Source organism: Jeotgalibacillus aurantiacus, from assembly GCF_020595125.1.
Taxonomy (GTDB): Bacteria; Bacillota; Bacilli; order Bacillales; family Jeotgalibacillaceae; genus Jeotgalibacillus; species Jeotgalibacillus aurantiacus.
Genome location: NZ_JACNMS010000006.1, coordinates 99,272 through 118,528 on the forward strand (window position 1 = coordinate 99,272; position 19,257 = coordinate 118,528).

General features: G+C 43.3%; 21 protein-coding genes and 1 pseudogene. 11 read left to right on the forward strand and 11 right to left on the reverse strand.

Annotation, left to right across the window (positions count from 1 at the left end; genetic code table 11):
- Positions 1-70 precede the first annotated feature (70 nt).
- From H7968_RS15940 to H7968_RS15960, 5 genes are all read left to right on the forward strand, one after another.
- Positions 71-1,213 carry a Gfo/Idh/MocA family protein gene (locus H7968_RS15940; RefSeq protein WP_227397073.1) on the forward strand — a complete coding sequence of 381 codons (1,143 nt, stop codon included), beginning with the start codon at positions 71-73 and terminating at the stop codon, positions 1,211-1,213.
- Between the two features lie 113 nt (positions 1,214-1,326).
- Positions 1,327-2,139, forward strand: a complete 813-nt coding sequence (locus tag H7968_RS15945; RefSeq protein WP_227397074.1) for an EcsC family protein — start codon at positions 1,327-1,329, stop codon at positions 2,137-2,139.
- Between the two features lie 75 nt (positions 2,140-2,214).
- Positions 2,215-2,712 carry an NUDIX domain-containing protein gene (locus H7968_RS15950; RefSeq protein WP_227397075.1) on the forward strand — a complete coding sequence of 166 codons (498 nt, stop codon included), beginning with the start codon at positions 2,215-2,217 and terminating at the stop codon, positions 2,710-2,712.
- Positions 2,713-2,718: 6 nt separating this feature from the next.
- On the forward strand, positions 2,719-2,976 hold the full coding sequence (locus tag H7968_RS15955; protein ID WP_227397076.1) for a hypothetical protein: 258 nt from the start codon (positions 2,719-2,721) through the stop codon (positions 2,974-2,976).
- Between the two features lie 149 nt (positions 2,977-3,125).
- Entirely contained in the window at positions 3,126-4,454 is a 1,329-nt protein-coding gene (locus tag H7968_RS15960; protein ID WP_227397077.1) for a hypothetical protein, read from the forward strand.
- 101 nt (positions 4,455-4,555) lie between these two features.
- Here the strand turns inward: H7968_RS15960 and H7968_RS15965 are convergent, their stop codons facing one another.
- The 4 genes from H7968_RS15965 to H7968_RS15980 form a co-directional block, all read right to left on the reverse strand.
- Entirely contained in the window at positions 4,556-5,191 is a 636-nt protein-coding gene (locus H7968_RS15965; protein WP_227397078.1) for an NAD(P)-dependent oxidoreductase, read from the reverse strand.
- Between the two features lie 2 nt (positions 5,192-5,193).
- A complete protein-coding gene (locus H7968_RS15970; RefSeq protein ID WP_227397079.1) occupies positions 5,194-5,637 on the reverse strand; it encodes a MarR family winged helix-turn-helix transcriptional regulator in 444 nt (147 codons plus the stop codon).
- 168 nt (positions 5,638-5,805) lie between these two features.
- Complete coding sequence (locus tag H7968_RS15975; RefSeq protein WP_227397080.1) at positions 5,806-6,306, reverse strand: GNAT family N-acetyltransferase; 501 nt, start codon at positions 6,304-6,306, stop codon at positions 5,806-5,808.
- A gap of 3 nt (positions 6,307-6,309) precedes the next feature.
- Positions 6,310-7,299 (reverse strand): glutathione S-transferase family protein, encoded by a 990-nt coding sequence (locus H7968_RS15980; protein ID WP_227397081.1) that lies wholly within the window; start codon positions 7,297-7,299, stop codon positions 6,310-6,312.
- A gap of 155 nt (positions 7,300-7,454) precedes the next feature.
- On the opposite strand from H7968_RS15980, the pseudogene H7968_RS15985 reads away from it, so the two are divergent.
- Positions 7,455-8,522: pseudogene (locus tag H7968_RS15985) on the forward strand (C45 family autoproteolytic acyltransferase/hydolase).
- A gap of 259 nt (positions 8,523-8,781) precedes the next feature.
- Here the strand turns inward: H7968_RS15985 and H7968_RS15990 are convergent.
- On the reverse strand, positions 8,782-9,357 hold the full coding sequence (locus H7968_RS15990) for an HAD-IA family hydrolase (RefSeq protein WP_227397082.1): 576 nt from the start codon (positions 9,355-9,357) through the stop codon (positions 8,782-8,784).
- A 138-nt stretch (positions 9,358-9,495) separates the two neighbouring features.
- Between H7968_RS15990 and H7968_RS15995 the strand changes: the two genes are divergently transcribed.
- The gene (locus H7968_RS15995; protein WP_227397083.1) at positions 9,496-10,320 is read left to right on the forward strand and encodes an undecaprenyl-diphosphate phosphatase; all 825 of its coding nucleotides are present in this window, start codon (positions 9,496-9,498) and stop codon (positions 10,318-10,320) included.
- A 218-nt stretch (positions 10,321-10,538) separates the two neighbouring features.
- Here H7968_RS15995 and H7968_RS16000 read toward each other — a convergent pair whose 3' ends face one another.
- Positions 10,539-10,892 carry a hypothetical protein gene (locus tag H7968_RS16000; RefSeq protein WP_227397084.1) on the reverse strand — a complete coding sequence of 118 codons (354 nt, stop codon included), beginning with the start codon at positions 10,890-10,892 and terminating at the stop codon, positions 10,539-10,541.
- A gap of 4 nt (positions 10,893-10,896) precedes the next feature.
- Positions 10,897-11,319, reverse strand: a complete 423-nt coding sequence (locus tag H7968_RS16005) for a hypothetical protein (RefSeq protein WP_227397085.1) — start codon at positions 11,317-11,319, stop codon at positions 10,897-10,899.
- 134 nt (positions 11,320-11,453) lie between these two features.
- On the opposite strand from H7968_RS16005, the gene H7968_RS16010 reads away from it, so the two are divergent.
- The 3 genes from H7968_RS16010 (at position 11,454) to H7968_RS16020 (ending at position 14,694) form a co-directional block, all read left to right on the forward strand.
- The gene (locus H7968_RS16010; protein WP_227397086.1) at positions 11,454-12,401 is read left to right on the forward strand and encodes a hypothetical protein; all 948 of its coding nucleotides are present in this window, start codon (positions 11,454-11,456) and stop codon (positions 12,399-12,401) included.
- A 95-nt stretch (positions 12,402-12,496) separates the two neighbouring features.
- Positions 12,497-13,510, forward strand: coding sequence for an STAS domain-containing protein (locus H7968_RS16015; protein WP_227397107.1), 1,014 nt, complete (start codon positions 12,497-12,499; stop codon positions 13,508-13,510).
- Between the two features lie 86 nt (positions 13,511-13,596).
- Positions 13,597-14,694, forward strand: coding sequence for a serine hydrolase (locus H7968_RS16020; RefSeq protein ID WP_227397087.1), 1,098 nt, complete (start codon positions 13,597-13,599; stop codon positions 14,692-14,694).
- On the opposite strand, the gene H7968_RS16025 is transcribed toward H7968_RS16020, so the two are convergent.
- On the reverse strand, positions 14,691-15,437 hold the full coding sequence (locus H7968_RS16025; protein WP_227397088.1) for a 2-phosphosulfolactate phosphatase: 747 nt from the start codon (positions 15,435-15,437) through the stop codon (positions 14,691-14,693). The two genes, H7968_RS16020 and H7968_RS16025, sit on opposite strands and share 4 nt — an antisense overlap.
- Positions 15,404-15,829 (reverse strand): NUDIX hydrolase, encoded by a 426-nt coding sequence (locus tag H7968_RS16030; protein WP_227397089.1) that lies wholly within the window; start codon positions 15,827-15,829, stop codon positions 15,404-15,406. Before H7968_RS16030 ends, H7968_RS16025 begins: the two co-directional genes overlap by 34 nt.
- A gap of 157 nt (positions 15,830-15,986) precedes the next feature.
- Here H7968_RS16030 and H7968_RS16035 point away from each other — a divergent pair, with 157 nt between their 5' ends.
- Positions 15,987-16,697 (forward strand): nucleotidyltransferase domain-containing protein, encoded by a 711-nt coding sequence (locus tag H7968_RS16035; protein ID WP_227397090.1) that lies wholly within the window; start codon positions 15,987-15,989, stop codon positions 16,695-16,697.
- A 116-nt stretch (positions 16,698-16,813) separates the two neighbouring features.
- Here H7968_RS16035 and H7968_RS16040 read toward each other — a convergent pair whose 3' ends face one another.
- Both H7968_RS16040 and H7968_RS16045 read right to left on the reverse strand, forming a co-directional pair.
- Complete coding sequence (locus tag H7968_RS16040; protein ID WP_227397091.1) at positions 16,814-17,332, reverse strand: DUF3231 family protein; 519 nt, start codon at positions 17,330-17,332, stop codon at positions 16,814-16,816.
- A gap of 67 nt (positions 17,333-17,399) precedes the next feature.
- Positions 17,400-18,932 carry an FAD-dependent oxidoreductase gene (locus H7968_RS16045; protein ID WP_227397092.1) on the reverse strand — a complete coding sequence of 511 codons (1,533 nt, stop codon included), beginning with the start codon at positions 18,930-18,932 and terminating at the stop codon, positions 17,400-17,402.
- Positions 18,933-19,257 lie beyond the last annotated feature (325 nt).

The window sequence follows — 19,257 nt, forward strand, 5'->3', positions numbered from 1 at the left end:
CTATTATTATCTGAAAAATCTTACAAAATCATTTAAAATAGTAGTAGATTTCAGAACAGGGGGAGTGCAGATGGGAAAGATGATTCGGGCAGCTGTTGTGGGCACTGGTTTTTCGGCGATGGCACATTTGGAAACGCTTAAGCGGTTGCCTGGGGTTGAAGCGGCAGGGATTGTGTCACGCTCTTTGGAGAAAGCCAGAGAAATTGCTGCTGAGTACCGGCTTGCTTTTGCTTATGACTCGATTGACGAACTGTTACATAATCCTGAGATTGATGTAGTACATAACTGTACGCCAAATGTATTGCATTATGAACTGAATAAGAAGATTTTGCTGGCAGGTAAACATGTGCTTTCAGAAAAACCGCTGGCGTTAAATAGTGAGGAGTCAGAAGAGCTGCTAGAATTGGCTCGATCAAAAAATCTGGTGCATGGTGTGTGCTTTAACTACAGGCATTATCCGATGATCGAGGAAGCCAGAGTAAAGGTTTCGTCACATTCATATGGAAACCCCCATTTGATAGGAGGAGGCTATCTTCAGGACTGGTGCTTATACGATACAGATTACAGCTGGAGAATGGATTCGGACCTGAATGGGCGGTCGAGAGCGGTTGCGGATATCGGATCGCACTGGTGTGACACAGTGCAACACATACTTGGTCAGCGGATCTTGCGTGTATGTGCAGACTTGTCCATCGTTCATCCAGTGAGAAAGAAACCGCTTGAAGGAGACTCTTCCACTTTTTCAAACGAAGAAGCGGGACGGTATGAAGAGGTTGAAATTGGCTCAGAGGATGCTGGAAATGTACTCGTGCAGTTTGAAGATGGATCAAAAGGGATGTTCAGCGTTTCGCAGGTGACAGCCGGAAAGAAAAATCACCTTCACTTTACCATTTCGCTTTCAGACGGAACGCTTGAATGGGATCAGGAAAGCCCTAATCAGCTGTGGATCGGGAAGCGCAGTGAGGCTAATCAGCTTTTAATGAAGGATCCAGGCCTGCTGACAGACAGTGCCCGGACTTACGCTCACTATCCAGGCGGTCATCAGGAAGGCTGGCCGGACTGTCTGAAAAACCTCATGCTGTCATTTTATGAGTCAGTAAGGAACCAGGGAGCAAGAAGTCATTTTGCGACCTTTGAGGATGGTCATTACAATATGAGGATTGTGGATGCGATTTTGAGGAGTCATGAGGAGGAGAGGTGGATTGAGGTGTGATCAGGGGGACGGAGCGGTTGTTCCTTTTTTGAAAAAAGAACACCCGCTCCGTCCCCGTTTTGAATCTTTAGCCAGTCTTCATCCGTAACATAATCACTACGGAAAGGGCGGGAATGCAAATGGAGTCACAGCAGGAGCTTTTAGCAGGATTGAAAGAGATTGAAAAGTGGGAGAAGGAGCAGAAGGGTGGCTGGATTTGGGATAAGCTGATCCGCCTTCCTTTTAAGCTGCTGGATAAGTTTACGCCGAAGTTTATTCAGAATAAAATTGGTGAGCTGCTGGATGAGCTGGGCAGTTTTATCCAGACGGGTGGACGGTATTTGTTCAGTGAAAAAGCGGTGTTCCGGTTTCTTGAGAAGACGTCCGGCTGGGAAGTGACGCAGCTTTCTGATTTTGATCATGTGCCGATTGAAGTCATGAAAGAGGCATCTTTGAAGCTTGGTGGGCGAAGAAAGCAGACGGCAACGGTTCAAGGGGCAAGTACAGGAGTCGGTGGTGTGTTCACACTGGCGATTGATATTCCAGCGATTCTTGCGATGTCACTGACCACCCTTCAGGAAATTGCCATGCTTCACGGCTATGATCCGAAGGATAAAAAAGAAAGAGTGTTTATTTTAAAATGTCTTCAGTTTTCACTCGCTGATGTGGTGGGAAAGGAAGCGATTTTAAAGGAGCTGTCCCAGTTTGATTCTGAAGCGAAATCAAGGGATATGGCTTCGCAGCTGCAGGGTTGGAGAGAGGTGACCCTTACCTTTACAGAACAGTTCGGCTTTAAAAAGCTGCTGCAGATGGTGCCTGTTGCCGGCATTCTTTTTGGTGCGATTTCCAACCGGTTTTTAATCGGGGATCTGGCTGAGGCAGGTACGATGCTGTATCAGAAGAGAAGAATTCTTGAACGGTTAAAGAAAAAAGAGCAATTGACTTAAAAAAATCTTATGATATCCGGGAATTATTACAAAGTCCAGGTATTTTACGTAAAGAATGATATGGGGGAATGGAAGGTGTTTAGAAAATGTTACGAGCAGGAGCATTTGCCTGATTTATCTAAAAAGAAAATACGAACGGCTGTAAGAGCCATTATTTTTAAAGGAAATCAGATTCTCGTGGAGCTGTCAAATGGTCATGACGTTAAGCTGCCTGGCGGTGGGGTAGAGACTGGAGAGACGCATAAACAGGCGCTTATCCGTGAAATCAAAGAAGAAACAGGCTTTACGTGCACGCATGTCGGTGAAAAAGTTGGAGAAGTCATTGAGCATCACCGGGATCTTTTTGAAGAAGATACGTTGTTTGAAATGATCTCTCACTATTATATTTGTGAGATTGATGCTTCTTATCAGTCCTCTTTAAAGCTAGATCAATATGAAGAAGAACTGGATTTTACGCCTGTTTGGATGACATTGAAGGAAGCGATCGCGTTAAATAAAACTGCTGATGAGAACGGGACAGGTAACGGCTGGATCAGACGTGAGAATGATGTTTTTGAATGTCTGGAGGTGTAGCTTAAATTGAAGATTATCACGCAATCGCTCATTATTTCCTTTGTCATTCATGTCGTCTATTTTCTCGGAACTGTAGGAATCGGGTATATCAAAACAATGAATTATGTTCCTGATGTTGAACATTACCGGGGCAACATCGAAATATATGAAAATGAAGTTGCTTTTGGAGTGGCTAGGTCACCTTTTTTATTTTTGTTTACTTTCATTGGGGTGGCGGTGATTTGTGGAATAGCCAACACCTCTTTTCGGAAATTTGTTAAATAATAGAGTGGGGACGGAGATGGTTGAATGTAACACTCGCTCCGTCCCCGTGTTACATAATTACCATTCTATTTCGAAAATGACATTTACCGTTCAACTTATGTAAAATTTCTGTTACGCTTGTTGCAGTGTTAAAGAAGGGAATTTTATATATGTTTTATAAATTGATTGTAACTGCGGGACTCGCACTGCTATTAGCGAGCTGTATGCCGGAAAGTCAGGCAGCAGAACCATTTAATCCAAAAGATCATCATAATCGTTTAATTCCGTTCTCTGCTTTGGAGAAGCAGGGAGTACCAAAGAATTTATTATATCCAATTGAAGAATATACAGATGAAACGACGGCTGAAGTGCCGGCTAAAGTTGTGTTTAATGATTTAGAGAGCTATGTTTCTGTTCCATTTTATATGGGAGGAACGGTTGAATTGACGACTACTTATAAAGGTGTCGGTGAAGGCAGTGAGGGAGTCAGTTTTGCGATTGATGTCACGGAGCATGAGAGTGGCCGCACATCTACCTTTTATCTTGATCGACAAAAATATAAGGAATTCTATGAAGAACTGAAAAAAAAGCGTGCTGACGTTTATCTGACGGGGTATTTTCCACCGGAGCGAAGGACTGGAGACGTCTCAGCAACGGGATTTATCACTGATCTGAAAGTATTGAAGTATACAAAAGACAGAGATTTTGAACCGTCAGAGGAATTACAGATGTTTATGGATGAGAAGGGAGCATCTACTTCTGCCAGGGATGTGAAGTATGATCCTTTTGCGTATGATGGACGTTATTTTGCGCTCGAAGGACAGGGGCAATTGCTGCAGCACCTGGATGGATCGGAAGCTGATCATTTAATGAAAACGCATTTTAAGATGAGAGTATCCTCGTGGAGCTCGGATTATACTGATCATTGGACATTATATTTTGACCGTGAAAAGTTTGCGGATCTTTATAAGGATGCGCTAGACGGATTTGTCCGGATGAAGGCGATTGGACTGTATGAAGATGACATCACGTCAAGATACGACCTACAAAAAGCGATCGTCAGGGATGTTGAATACGACGTGGTAAAGCCTGCATTCACGCCTGTTTCAGAGCAAGGCACTGACTTTATGAAGCAGCACAACATCACACTTGAAGGAAAAGATATTTTTTATGAAGTGTTCAACCATTTAGATAAGCCGTTTTTTGTAGAAGGTTCAGCCGAATTGGTTGATGTTTTCCCGGGAAATGAAAAGCTGAATGGGCTTGAGGGACAATATGTGCCAATCCGGCTTAAATATGACCCATTTGTTAACCAGTATGTCGATTTGATCTACCAGGTAGAGCACTGGACACTATTGCTGGATCGTGAAAAGCACAGTGAATTAATTCAGCGTCTGCAGAAGAACCCGACAAACATCAGAACGATTAACGTGATTCCTTCAGAACTTTACACAGAGGGAGATCGTCCGGTTGGTGTTGTGCAGGAGGTAGAGTGGTAATGCAAACAGTGTGACAGAATTCCTGAGATATAGTGGTAAAGATGAACCACGATGATCCAGGATTCTGCCACGGTTTATTTGTTATGCACTTGTAGTGGTCATTAAGACTTAACGCCGATTAACGGATACTCATGTACATGTTGTCTGTCTGTTACTTCTTTAAGCATGAAATCCGCTACATCCGCACGATTAATCATTGGTTTTGAAAAAACAAAATAACCGGTTTGGTAGCTGCCTGTTTTAGGGCCATCCAGCAGTCTTGGAGCCCTGACGATCGTCCAGTCTAGTCCGGATTGCATGATGATATTTTTCTGTTCCACCGAGTCGAGCCAGAGCTTTTTAGCAAACGTTCTCAACCCTTTTTGAATGATTCTGCTGAAAAGTTTTTGCTGCACATCCTTTTCACTGCTGACACCGGCTCCTGTCAGGCTAACCAGTCTGGTGACACCGTACTGATTCATACTTGAAATAATGTGTTGTGTTGCTGTTGTGAGAAGGTGCTCAGGGCTATTTTTCACATGACCAAGAGTGCTGAGTACTGCATCTGTTCCTTCAATTGTTTTTCTAATATCCTCCGGTTTCGTAACATCTCCCTGGAACACAGTTAAGTTCCTATGGGTTATGTTCAACTTGCCTGGGGTTCTAACAAGTGCTTTTACTTCATGACCTTCTTGTAGGGCTTGTTCAATCAGGGGAATCCCCGTGCGTCCTGAACCGCCAAATATAGCGATTTTCATTGTTATTCCTCCTTTTGTTTTGCAGTGTAATGGTCAATTTTTGTTGCGATTTTATTTAAGGACTGAATGGTTTCGCGAATTTCTTGTTCACTGAAATCATTTAAAATCTCCTGGTACAGCTCTACGTGTTCTTTCTTTTTATTCTCAACAAGCTGTTTACCTTGATCCGTTAAGGTTGCAATGACAATTCGGCGGTCTTTTTTACTTCTCACACGTTCAATCAAACCGAGCTGTTCCAGTTTATCTGCTATACCTGTTGCTGCACCGGAAGTGACGCCAAAATGGTCTGATATTTCGCTTGTTTTAATTTCGCCCTGATGATAGAGCATAAATAGAAATACCATTAATCCGTGATTGACAGCTCCGTTATCTCTTGGCTTCATAATGGCAATACTCATTTCGCTTGTTTTCTGTAATGACGTCAGTAATTCTTCAAATAAATTCATAAGAACCTCCTTTCATAAATATCTTAGTTGCTAAGATATTTATGAGTTAAATATATTATAGAGTGAAATAAATATCAATTAGATCAACTCACATGGGAAAAATCCCGTAGGTGCAAATTAAAAAAGCAGACATTTAGCTTTTTTTGCTAAATGCCTGCCTTCATTTGATTAAAGTTTTTTTCTGAATGCTTTCACAATAATCCCGTCATTAGCGGGTTCAAAATCATAATCCGGCATTCTCTCAAAGCCGTATTTTGAATAAAGAGCGATGGCACTTTTCATAAACTCACCGGTGTGGAGGCCGATGTAGTCATAGCCTTTTGCTTTTGTGCGTTTAATGCATTCATCAATAAGAGCAGAGGCTACACCTTTTCCACGTGCTTCCGGGCTGACGGCAAGGACGCGGATTTCAGGATAGTCGAGCTCATCCACATACCCTTCGTAAGCATCCGTTTTTGCAGGGAATAAGGCGACACTTCCTAATATAACGCCATTTATTTCAGCAACGATCAGATCAACGCCTTCCTGTTGATCGGCATCTGAGGAAATGGCTTTTTTTAACGCTGACCAATGCTCTTCTGGAATAGTTGAACTGTGTTCTTCATAAGCCTTAACCCGCTGGTTCCTGATGAATGATAATTCTTCTTTACGTGCGTTCCGTATGATCATCGCTTATTGCTCCCCGAAACGCAGAAATTTGTCTTTGCGGCTACTCAGGCTTTCACGATCGTGCGGTTCATTCCAGACAGAAAGATCAGGTCCTTTAGGCAAAATACGCTCATCTGTCTGATCAGGATTAATCGTAATAGAAAGATGATAATGCTCCTTGATCGCATCAAATTCTGTCGTATCGCCAAAGCCTTCTGTCTGATAAAGATCGCGTGCATAGCCCCACAGATTCGGGAACTCGCGGAGCAGGTTCCGGTTCGTGTTAAAGCCGTTATAATAAGCGGCATCAAAGCGCGCCAGTGTCGTATAAAGTCTGACATCTGAATCTGTAATGAAGTCACCGTGGAGAAAGCGATTCGTTTTCAGATGTTCTTCAAGCTGATCCAGCCGGGCGAAAAGTGTATCAAATGCTGCTTCGTATGCCTCCTGTGACTGGGCAAACCCACATTTATAAACGCCGTTGTTCACCTCGTGGAAAATGATTTCGTTCAGCTCGTCAATCTGGGAACGAAGGGCTTCTGGGTAAAGATCGGGTGCATCCTCTTTGTGAAATGGACGCCATGCCGTTTCAAAATAATTGGTCAGTTTAAAGTAATCATTGTTCACAGCTTTTCCAGTTGTGGTATCGACCATCACAGGCACAGTCGGACGCCCTGTATAATCAGGATCTGCTTTTAGATATACGTCACTTACATACTGAATTCCAAGTTCCGGGTCCTGATCGTTTTCATCAAGCGTAAATGCCCAGTCAACACGACCGATTTTCGGACGAAGAGGACTTGCTTTGCCAAGGGTGATCGCATCTTCAAGACCCAGCACCTTTCTTACAATGACTGCACGGTGCGCCCATGGACAGGCGGCAGACCAGAGTAAACGGTAGCGGCCAGCTTCAACAGGGAGCTCGCCGTCGTTCGATCCAAATGGTGTAACAAAACGGTTCGTCTGGCGTTTAAATGAACCGTCTTTACTGATTTCAACCGGTTTTTTTGACATGATATTCCCTCACTTATCTGAAAGTTATCAATACTCTGTTTCGGTTATCTCATTTCCGAGTAAAACAATCAAGAATAACAGCTCGATGATTATGTTTTGATTTCATGATGAATCTCTTTTAGACTGATGGGGAGCCAAATATTGGAGGGAACAGCATGAAATCAATTTATAGCGAGATCCTGCAATTTCGTGGAACACATTATGATTTTGGTCGTTTCCAGGGAGAGAAGCTGAAGGATTCCTGGACTGTCAAAAATCGTGAAAAACAGTGGAGAGTCAGAAAGCCGAGATTTACGGTTGAAATAGAGGAAGCGAGACAGGCGATTGTCAGATTTGCACCTGGTTAATGGGAGGAATTGAATGGACTCCGGGATGCACTTGACTGGCCGATGGAAAGAATTCTGATGGAGTTCGGCGGTTATCGCGTGGATTATAAGCGGTCAGGGTGCTCATTTTTAACGGGTGAAGGTTATTTAATCAGAAATTATGATTATATGCCGAAAACGTATGAAGGACGGTACAGTTTTTTTCAGCCGACCGACACCGGTTATGCGATCGCAGGACCTACCCAGCGTATTACGGGACGAATGGATGGGATGAATGAACATGGGCTTTCAATGGGATATAACTTTATGCACCGTAAGAAACCGGGTGATGGGTTTATCTGCTGTGCGATTGGCAGATTGATTTTGGAGTCCTGCGCAACCGTTGAGGAAGTAGTTGATATGCTGAAGGAAATTCCGCACAGACATTCGTTCAGCTATACGGTTTTTGATAAGAGCAACCAGTCGATTGTAGTGGAGACGTCACCGCGTGGGGTTGCCGTCAGAGAAGCGGATGTGTGCACAAATCACTTTGAAATCATGACAAAAGAAAACCGTCATCATCTCGTTGACTCCATGAAGCGGATGGAGGCGATGAACAGCCAGAGGGATCAGATCAAAACCGCCTATGATGCGTTTCGTCTGATGAATGACAAGGATAAAGGCGTCTTTTCTGAGCTCTATGATCAGTGGGCCGGAACAATTCACACAGCAGGTTATTTGCCTCATGAAATGAAAACATGGTTTGCACTCGGCGGCAATCAGGAGCCTGTTGAATTCGATTTCGCCCGGTGGCTTCAGGGAGAGGACTTCAGGCTGGATCAGATTCACGGGAAAGTGAATACGGACCTGCCATTTGTTCATATGGAAGACGGAGCTTATTGGAGTGCGGGTAAATAAAATTGGACTTCTCAAGGAGGAGTGCATTTAGATGGCTCTGATCATGTCGATAGCACGACTATTTCTGTCGATCGGCAGCCGATTTATGTTGATAGACTGTTTTGGCTGGGTCAATCGGTCGCTAGCCAAGTCATTATCGTGGAAAGACCGCTGATTAATGTCGTTAGCACGGCAAGTTATGTTGAAAGTATCAGAGAATCTGTTAATAGCTGATTATGGCTCCTGAGCTCTTGATCTAATTTACTAAAAAATGTACTTCTCACTTGGGAAGTCCATTTTTAAATACACGGAAAAAGTCGTGATAGTTTTCAAGATGGAAGTCTGCCAGTTTGCTGTCATTTTGAAACAGACATGTTGCAATGCCGAGCTTTTTTGCCGGAATGATATCCAGTTCACGGTCTCCGATTGCCAAGTCAATATGATGTCTTTCGTGAAGGTACTGATAAGAAGCGGGATCCGGTTTGCGCGGAAAGCCATGGTCGATCGTAACGATTTCTGTAAAGTAGTCCATAAAACCATGATGTTGAAGAACCTCAAACGCACCCTTCTTATCTTTGTGTGTCATAATGACGTTTTTATCAGCAGATTTCAAGACAGCTTCCACACCCTCAAAAGGCAGCATCTCATCCGGAGAAATCTGTTTTACTAAGTCATCGTACATATTGCATTGTTCTTCAGAAAGGTCAAAAAAGTTTAAAGCGTGGGAAGCTGAAATTTTTAATTGAGCATAGGCTTCGTCCTGAGATGCCTTACCATTCAGTACGTGATGTAATTGTTTAGCGTAAGCAGGGTATGTATCAAACAGGGTTCCGTCAAAATCCCATAAAATGTTCATGTTCAGCCTCCAGTATAAATGTAAAATAGTGGACACAAATTAAGGTCTATTTTATCTGTTTTATCCATAGAAAATAAAGTATGATTTTCTTCTTTACATCTTATCATCAATTCACTGAATTTAAAGGAGATTAAATAAATGAGTGTGTGGGAGCTGTTTGTTGCATTTTTGCTCGGTTTAGTGGAAGGGTTAACTGAATTTGCTCCGGTTTCTTCAACGGGGCATATGATTGTTGTCGATGACCTATGGTTGAAATCCTCAGAGTTTCTGGGAAGTCCAGTCGCCAATACCTTTAAAGTCGTCATTCAACTGGGGTCGATTTTAGCAGTTGTTGTGATCTTCAAGCAGCGGTTTATTGATCTGTTGGGATTGAATAAAGAGACGAGGGGAGAGACTGGAAAGCTTCGTCTGACGCATGTCATTGTAGGGCTGTTCCCGGCTGGTGTGCTTGGTCTTTTGTTTGAAGATTATATTGATGAAAATCTGTTTTCGCTTGAAACGGTGCTGATCGGACTTGTTGTTGGGGCCTTCTTGATGATTGCTGCGGATCTTTTCAGCGGCAAAAAAGCGAAGGTTGAAACGGTTGATAAAATTACATATAAGCAGGCGCTGTCGATCGGATTGATTCAATGTTTATCACTTTGGCCTGGGTTTTCAAGGTCCGGCTCTACGATTTCAGGAGGCGTTCTGCTTGGGCTGAGCCACCGGGCGGCTGCTGACTTCACGTTTATTATGGCAGTGCCTATTATGATGGGGGCCAGCGGTATTTCGCTGCTTAGTAAATGGGAGTACTTTACGCTGGATATGCTGCCGTTTTTTGCGGTTGGTTTTGTGAGTGCATTTGTGTTTGCGCTTGTGTCGATTAAATTTTTCCTGAAGCTGATTAACCGGATCCGCTTGATTCCGTTTGCGATTTACCGGATTGTGTTGGCCTTTGTGATTTATTTGCTTTATTTTACTTGATGGAATAAAAAACCGCGCCGGAACCATCCTACGCTTTCCGTGGCCGGGCGGTGAACCCCTTGCGCTTCGCACAATGGTTTCACCTGTCCCTTTCCGCCACAGGAGTCTGCGGATGGTCCCGGCGCTATGACTATCCTATTTCATTAAAGACGGAATGATCAGATACAGTTCTGAAAATGTAAAAACATTAAAAACCTCAGCTGCCGGCTGAGGTTTTATTATTTATTCAGTTCACCATTCGTCCTGCCAATAAAAGCAGGCGCACTTTTAATGAAAAAGCTGATTAACCAGAACAATAAATACAGATAACCAAGGGTAATTAAGATGGCTGTTACTGAGCCTTCCTGAATCTGAGTGAATAAAAATCTGTATTCGGTTTGTGTTAATGCCCTTGAAGGAGAAGCACTGAAAAAGAACCCGACGACAGGCAATAACACAAGAACAATCATCGTGAAGACTGCCAGCTTGATCCTTTGTCGTTTAAATAAGCTAAAGACAGCGGTACCAAGGGTTACGAGAAAAAAAGAATAGTGAGCAATCCAGAACCATTCAGGCATTGTTTCCCAGTACATCCAATCACCCCTCAACAATTAGTTGTTTTTTCAGCCTCCGGTTAGCCATAAATATATACACGATCATCACCGCAGTCAGAAGCGTACCGAACATCAGCACGATCATGGCTCCTAATCCAACCCACCCCACAGTAACGGAAAGAATCAGGTTATGAAGGAAAAGGGAAGTAACAAAAGTTAAGGCAGCCACATGGTATGGAGGTTTCATTCTGTTCCACAGGATCATAAGCAATGCGATAGAGAAGAGTGAGATTCCTGCATACAGGCTGATTTCTTCTGCTGAAAACGCGAAATATGATTGATCACCATCTGAACCTGCTTCTGTGTCTGCTGCCTCCACAAAGATAAAACCAACAAAAATCAACCCGATAAAAAGCGCAGTACCGTATATGATCCAGCTTGTCTGAATAAGTTTGGAACGTTCCATCAGACGTCCTCCTTTCAGATGGTAATTTCAGTATATCAAAGTCAGCTGTGAGAAGTTAGAATATTTCCATTAAATCAGAAACTTCTTCCATTTTAATCCGTATCATTACTACACTGATGACGGAGGAGATTATGTTGAAAACAAATATGGACAAAAAACAGATTGAGCTCAGAAAAAGAGTTGATGAAAAAGGCAAGCTTGAAAAGCGTTTCCTGACGGTTGAAAAGCAGGTCAGGGAGCATGAGGAGAAAAAAACAGAGCTTGAAAAAAGCCTGACTAAGGAGCAGCTTGATCTGCATAAAATGGATCGCTTTTCTTTAGTGAACGTCGTGCGTAAGTGGAGTGGTACTCACGAAGAGCTTCGTGAAAAAGAGTATGATGAAGCGGCTAAGGCTGAATTAAAGCTGAATGAGCATGAGCAGATGCTGGAAGATTTAAAAAGTGATCTGGCCGGGATTGAAGAAAAACTCAGATTATATGAATCAGCAGAATCTGATTGGGAAGCATTTTTAAAAGAAAAAGAGCGATGGATTAAGCTGAATGATTTTGCAGAAGCGAGGGAAATTGATCTGCATTTAAATCAATATGCAGACCTTGGTGCGCTTCTTGATGAGATTGAAGAAGCGATCCAGGCGGGTCATGCTGCGGAATCATCATTGGATTTTGCGTTGAGCAAACTGAATTCTGCCCATGGTATGTCTACGTGGGATACATTTCTTGGCGGTGGAATGATTGTCACTGCCATGAAGCATAATGATCTGGATCAATCGAAAAATGCCCTTCATCAGGCTCAGCTGAACCTTCGTCGCTTTGAGGCTGAGTTAACAGATGTTAAAGACGCATCGATTGAATCTTTGGACGTGGAAAGAGGATCGTTTATTACATTTGCAGACTATTTTCTCGATGATATTTTCTCAGAATGGACGATTCATAACCGGATTAATGAGTCAATCAGTAAAGTGAAGGATACAAAAGCTAAAATCACCAGAGCCATTGGTAATCTCCAAAAGCAGCGTGATCAGATTCGACATCAGCAAGAGCTTGTCTGGGACGAATACCAGGAAGTAATAGAACAGGCCTGATCATCTTTATTTTACAAAAATAGATCTTTTCATCTGGTTTTTTGTTATGTTAGGAGGGAAATGTGAATTTAAGTCACAATGAAAAGGTGAATAACATGACAGGGTACGATTCGGAGCTGGATGTAAAAGGAAATAAGTTTGGTTGGGATATGCAAAAAGGAATCTTCCATTTTGAAGGTCAGGAAGGGATCGTTTTCTGGGTTCGCAATGCGATGAAGGAGTTTTTCGATACTATCGAAGAAATTTCCGGCCAGGAAGCGTCCCATCTGGTTTTTGAGGTAGCTGGTTTTCGTCAGGGAACCGTAGTGGGAGATTATTTTGATGGACTCACTGCTACAGAGGCGGCTCATAAAATTACGGATACATATGCTGCAGTAGGCTGGGGATTGGCGAAGGTTGTGGACCTTAATGAAGAGAAGAAGACTTTTTCCATCCATATTAAAAATAGCTGGGAATACAGGATTAATCATTCGCAGGGAAAGCGCTCGACAGGCCCTTTTCTTGCTGCGCACTATGCAGGTGTGTTTTCAAGGCTGCTGGATGAAAATATCTGGTTTGAGATTAAAGAGGATCAGTTACACGGTCATGATCACATGGTTGTTAATTATTTTCCTTCCGGCACAACGGTAGGGAAGAACATTCACCAGTTATCAAGAGCGAAGGAATCAGCCAGAATACACGAATTGGAGCAAATGGTTGAAGAAAAAACCCGAGACTTAAGAGAAGTAATTAAACAGATCTCATCTCCTGTCATTCCGGTTTTGGATGGTATTGTCGTCGTCCCTTTATTAGGGAGGTACGATGAAGAAAGGTCTGAGGAATTGGTTTACAGCACGTTAAATAAACTTCCGAAATATAAAGCTGATTATTTGATTCTTGATTTGACAGGTCTTGATGGAAGTGTAGATCAGCTCACCACAAGTCTGCTCGAAAAAATAGGCTCAGCTGCAGATTTAATCGGCTCTAAAACCATTCTTGTAGGACTGTCCGCCAGTCTTGCAGTTGAAATTACGCAAGCCGGAGTGAATCTTACCCGATTTGACTGTTTCCAAACTTTACAGCACGGGATTCATTACGCGATTGGTCAAATGGGAAAGCAGATTATATAATGTTTGTATGTGTAAAAATCCGTCGAGTTGCATTGACGGATTTTTTAGCTATTTGGCCAAGATTCTTATGAAGGAAGTGTTTTTAAATGAATTGGGTCTCGATAGGGGCTGTGTTGCTCGTTGCATTTATCGCGTTTGGTGTTATATTTCTGATGATGAAAACACGTGGACTGTCACCAAAAGCACTTGTTGATTTTATTAAGAACAATAAGGAGTTCACAGCTATAAAGATAGTAAGAAATCATGAAACGGTCGTCTCGTATCAGGAGGAAAAGATGCTGCCTCTTGCCAGCACAGCAAAGATGATCATTGCTGTTGCCTATGCAAAGCAGGCGGCCTCCGGTGAAATTGATCCGACTGAAAGGATTTCACTGTCAACGCTCAACTCCTTTTTTATCCGCAAAACAGACGGAGGGGCACATGAAGCATGGCTGTCAGAAATCCACAACCAGGACCCTGTGACGCTGGCTCAGGTTGCAGAAGGGATGATGCATTACAGTTCGAATGCGAATACGGATTATCTTTTACATCGTTTAGGATTGGAGCGGGTGAATGCCATTCCTGCTGAAATGGGGATTACAGACCATGAAGATATTTATCCATTTGTTCCAGCGCTTGCGATTCCCTACGTACTGATGGAGGAACAAAATATTACGCTGACAGGTGCCATTGCAAAGGTCCGCGATATGTCGATGGATGAATATCGTTCGAAAGCTGTTGAGGTTATGAATCAGTGGCTGGAAAAGCCTTTGCCAAAAGATAAAAAGCTTGAGCTGGTCAAAAGCCTGATTATGGATGTTCAGAAAATCTGGTCTGATCGCCTGCCGCGGTCAAATGCAAAAAGCTATGCCGATTTTATGAAAAAGCTCAATGACAAAACATTTTTCAGTCAGGGGATTCATGAGCATCTGGATCCATTGCTTGAGCCGCTGATGAGCAGTCCGGAGAATCGGAAATGGCTGAAGCATGCCGGCAAAAAAGGTGGATCGACAGCCATGGTGCTGACATTCTCCATGTATGCAACCGATTTAGATGGAAACCGGACAGAAGCGTCGTTTTTTACTGATCAGCTGATGCTGCTTGATCAGGTGAGACTCTCAAAATCTCTCAATGAATTTCAAAAAGCGATTTTAAAGGATGAACATTTCCGGCGCTACTGTCAGGATGCATTCAGGCAGGATTAATACTTTATAAAATGATCCTTATTCAATATAGGCACAACATTGTCTTTGTTCAGTTGACTGCAGAAGTGCACGTCCGCCTCAAAGCCGCGCTCACGCAGTTCCCGGCCACTCCCGCAATCGTAAATCAGATAACTTAGCTGGTCTTTAGATTGTTCGAAAGCCAATTTACATAGAGTGGCTTCAGGAGAGATGCATCCAGTGAGTTCGGACAAGATTGCACCGGCACCAAGGTAATCCTCAATCGAAGGACGTAATGAATCCTCGTGCTCCATTGGCTCATTCCACTGTTCGCCACAGGGTACGAGGGTGATGTCTTTTCCTGATTTCAATTGGAGCTCATTGGCGGCTTTTGCAACGGCTGAAGCATTTCTGAGTGATCCGATCAGCAGTGCCGCAACGTCTGAAGCGAGCCATGTGCAGTAAGCTCCGTTTAAAGAGGAGAGGACAAATCGCTTATTAGCGTGTTCGCTGCCAAATGTAACAGGAGAGAGGGTAGGCAGTCCGCGTTTAGCTGCCTCAGCTCTTCCTAAAATGTACTCTGCGTCTTTTTCTTTTGCGTAAAGCCTGCCGTCCTCTGATGGAGGAAAGGGGAAAATCGTTGCCTGTACATTCATGGCAGCTGTGACGGTGGATGAAAAACTTAATACATCAACAATAATGATGATATCGCCTCTTTCAGCCGCTTCACGTGCTCCCCGCCTTCCCCACTCTAATTTGATTTCGTATCCGTGCTGATCGAACATATGGATGCCTCCAGTTGATATAGTTTTTGCGCTACTTCTTCCGGTAACAGATTGTATTGAGGTAATTCACTGATCTTCAACCAGACTGGCTCATAGGAACCCCGATTATGCTGCTTGAATTCTTCCCCCTTCCCTGAACCAAAAACACCGCTGATCATACGTGCAAGGTAAAAATACTGTTTTCCATTGTAGGCAATAGTAGTAAAAAGCTCCCCAATTTCCACTTCGACCCCAAGCTCTTCAAAAGCTTCCCGCTTTGCTGCTTCCTGAGGCGTTTCGTGTGGTTCAATTCCACCTCCGGGAAAAACATAATAGGTCTGACCTGCCCGAACCCGTTTAATTAATGCTACCTTGTTTTGATGAATCAACATAACAGAGCCACGGTTTCTCATATAATCAGTCCTTTCAAAATATTTCGTGTATCCAGTATGAATGGTTGATACAATATATTTACAAGAGAGGTCATTAGTGGATCATCATATCAAACTTCCATCTGGAAATGTACATTTATTTCCGGGGAAATAATAGAAAAGTAGAGGGTGTTTTATGATGGATAGGTTAGATCCAATTCAGGCGGCAGGAGAATTTGTTAATCAGTATTTTCCTCATTGTAATGCGGCTGTGTTAGCAGGAAGCGTTTCGAGAGGGGAATCGACTTCAACGTCTGATCTTGATATTGTGGTGTTTGATCCGAAAATCAAACAGTCCTACCGGGAATCTTTAATTGAATATGATTGGCCAATTGAAGTGTTCGTACATAACTTAACCTCCTATTCTTTCTTTTTTAAGGACGACTGTAAACATGGAAAACCTTCCATGCCGCATATGGTTGCTCATGGCATCGTTTTAAAGGGAAGTGATGAGCTGGATCAGATCAGACAGGAAGCGGATATGATTCTAAAGAAGGGTCCTGCACCGTGGAGTGACTCGACTATCAAACTTAAAAGATATATGATCACTGATCTGCTGGATGATCTGATGGGTTCAAATGATCGAGGGGAAGATATTATGATCTCAGCTGAGCTTTCGATCCTCTTACAGGAATTTATGCTGAGAGTGAACAACAGATGGATAGGGTCTTCTAAATGGATGATTCGTGAACTTAAGCGTTTCGATCCTGATTATGCAGAGACATTCACTGAAGCATTCGATCAGTTGTATACGAATGGGCATAAAGCCGGAGTAAAGAGGCTTGTGGAAGAAAGTCTCCAGCTTCACGGAGGATTATTGTTTGAAGGTTTTTCGATAGGGAAAAGTTGAATCGTTTGAAATGATCCGATCTGTTTGCGTTTATATTGAGGCAACACAGCTTTCAAAATAGTAAAAGAGCCTGAACAACGCACAAAAGCTTGTTGTTCAGGCTCTTTATTCGGCTATTAGCGCTGATATTCCACTTCTCTTACCTGATAAAGTGGAGGGGGGATCAGCCAGCCTTTTTCTTTGCTGTTTCGCAGGTTTTTCGCTGCAAATGCTACTTTTTGTGTGTGGAACTGTTCGAACAACAGTCCGATGTCCTCACGTACACACTGGGTGATCATTTGGCTGGCAGCCGTAATGCCGGCTCCTGTGCTCATTGTGAGAGATGCAGCAATTTCAGGGTCCTGAAAACGTGCGCCAGCCGGAATCTGATCGAGGTTCGCCTTTGCCCGGGCAGGCGGTGCAGGAGGAACCTGAATCTGGTTCTCAATAAGCAGCTCCTCAAGCTGGCGGCTTTCCCGTTCGCCTAATTTGATCGCTTCCTCCAGAAGTTCCTGAAGATCCCGGTCTCCTGCGTGATTACGCATGGTTTGATAAGCAGCGACATTGCCGTTTGCCGTCAATAACGCAGTCCAGACGCCATAAACTTCCCCGTAGTGCATTGGTTCATCCTTTGGTGATCCGCTCAAAATTCCCATTAATGATCCCCCTAAAACAATATTGACTTTGTGAAGTCAGTCAGTATTATGTGCAGGCCGTTCTGATTTACTCTGTTTGATCAATGGTAATGCTTTCTAAGGACATAAAAGCAGGTCCTTCAATGACTTCTCCAGTATAAGAAAATCTTGAACCGTGACATGGACAGTCCCATGTGCGCTCCCCATCGTTCCAGTTACACTCACATCCCATGTGCGTACAAGTCGGATCCACGGCATGAAAGTGCCCTTGAGGATCCTTGTACACGCCGGTTTTCTGTCCGTTTACCTGAACAATAGCCCCTTCGTCATGTTCTAGCTCATCAATTGTTTTATCTGCCGGTTCCAGCTTTCCTTTAATTAATTCACCCGCAACTTCAATGTTTGAAGTGAAAGCGTGTTTGATAGACGGGTCTGCCTTGAATCTCGAAGGTGTAAACAGGTCTGTATAAGGGTTATCCTTTTCCTCAATCAAGTCCGACAGTAATAGCGCAGCTGCGGTTCCGTTTGTCATTCCCCATTTACGGTAGCCTGTGGCAACGAAAATGTTTGGAGAGCTTTGATTGATTGGACCGATATATGGAACCTTGTCGAGCGTCACAAGATCCTGTGCAGACCATCTGTTGACATACCTTTTAATGCCGAAAGCTTCGTCAGCATAAGCTTCAAGTGCCAGGTAGCTTGAGAGTGTATTGGATTCACGGCCGGTAACATGGCCTTCACCACCAATGAGTAGGATCGATGACTCTTGACCTGCAGCCTGGCGGATAGACCTGACGGGATTGCCTGCAGAAATGTACATGCCACCTTCGAATTCATTTTGAGGCTCAATCGCAATCAGATAGGACCGTTGTGGCTGAAGACGCGCGAAATAAGCACCTTTTTTATCAATAAAAGGGAAGTGGGATCCCACAACAAGCTTTTGACACGTGATCTTCCTTCCGGTTGCCGTCACAACCTTCATCTGACTTCCTTCCTCGACGCTGACGGCAGGAGAGTGTTCGAATACCTGTCCACCCATTTGAACAAACTCTTCTAACAGGGCCTGTAAATATTTGATCGGATGAAATTGAGCCTGCTGCTTCATCGTTAAAACCGTTTTGGCGGTGGCATCAAAAGAGAGGCCGCTGACAGTTTCAAACGGAATATCCAGTTTCTCATAGGCTTTCTGCTCCGCTTCGACCTGTCTTTGCTCATCATCACTTGTCGCAAAAACAGAAGCACCCTGAAATGAAAAATCATATTTTTCCGATTGACTACTGCAGTAAGTACTGATGAAATTTAATGCCTGATTAGAGGCTTCATAAAACTGACGTGCGCCTTCTAATCCAATATGTGAAATCAGCTCATCATAAATGAGTCCATGCTGAGCGGTGACTTTAGCAGTTGTATAACCGGTAGTGCCACTGAATAATTCACGTGCTTCAAGAATAACTACTTTATGTCCTTTTTTGGCAAGTAAATAACCTGTAGTAATACCGGTCAATCCACCTCCTGCAATGACAATCTCAGTTTCCATATCTTCCTGTACAGGTTGAAATGATCCTGCCTGATTTTCTTCCTCCAGCCAGTAGGAAGAGGAATATGCTGGTCGTTTCTCCATATTATCCATCACCTTTCAATTCCTTAATCTGCCTTTCAGTATGACCCTTCAGAAAGAGAAATATTCGCAGAGGGAGTTTCAGGAAATGTAACACGCTAAATTAATCGGAGACGAGAAATGAGTAAATGGTCACGATTCTGCGAACCAGTAATAAAATCTTGCGAAACAGGTCTCATATCCTGCGAACGCGGACCACTATCTTGTGAAAGACGTAATCTATTTTACGAACCTTACACAAAATCCAGCGAACCTCTGCTCCTTCATCCGCAAAACATTAAAAGCAATCCCCATTAAACAAGGGAGCAGCTTTCTTAGATTGATCTAT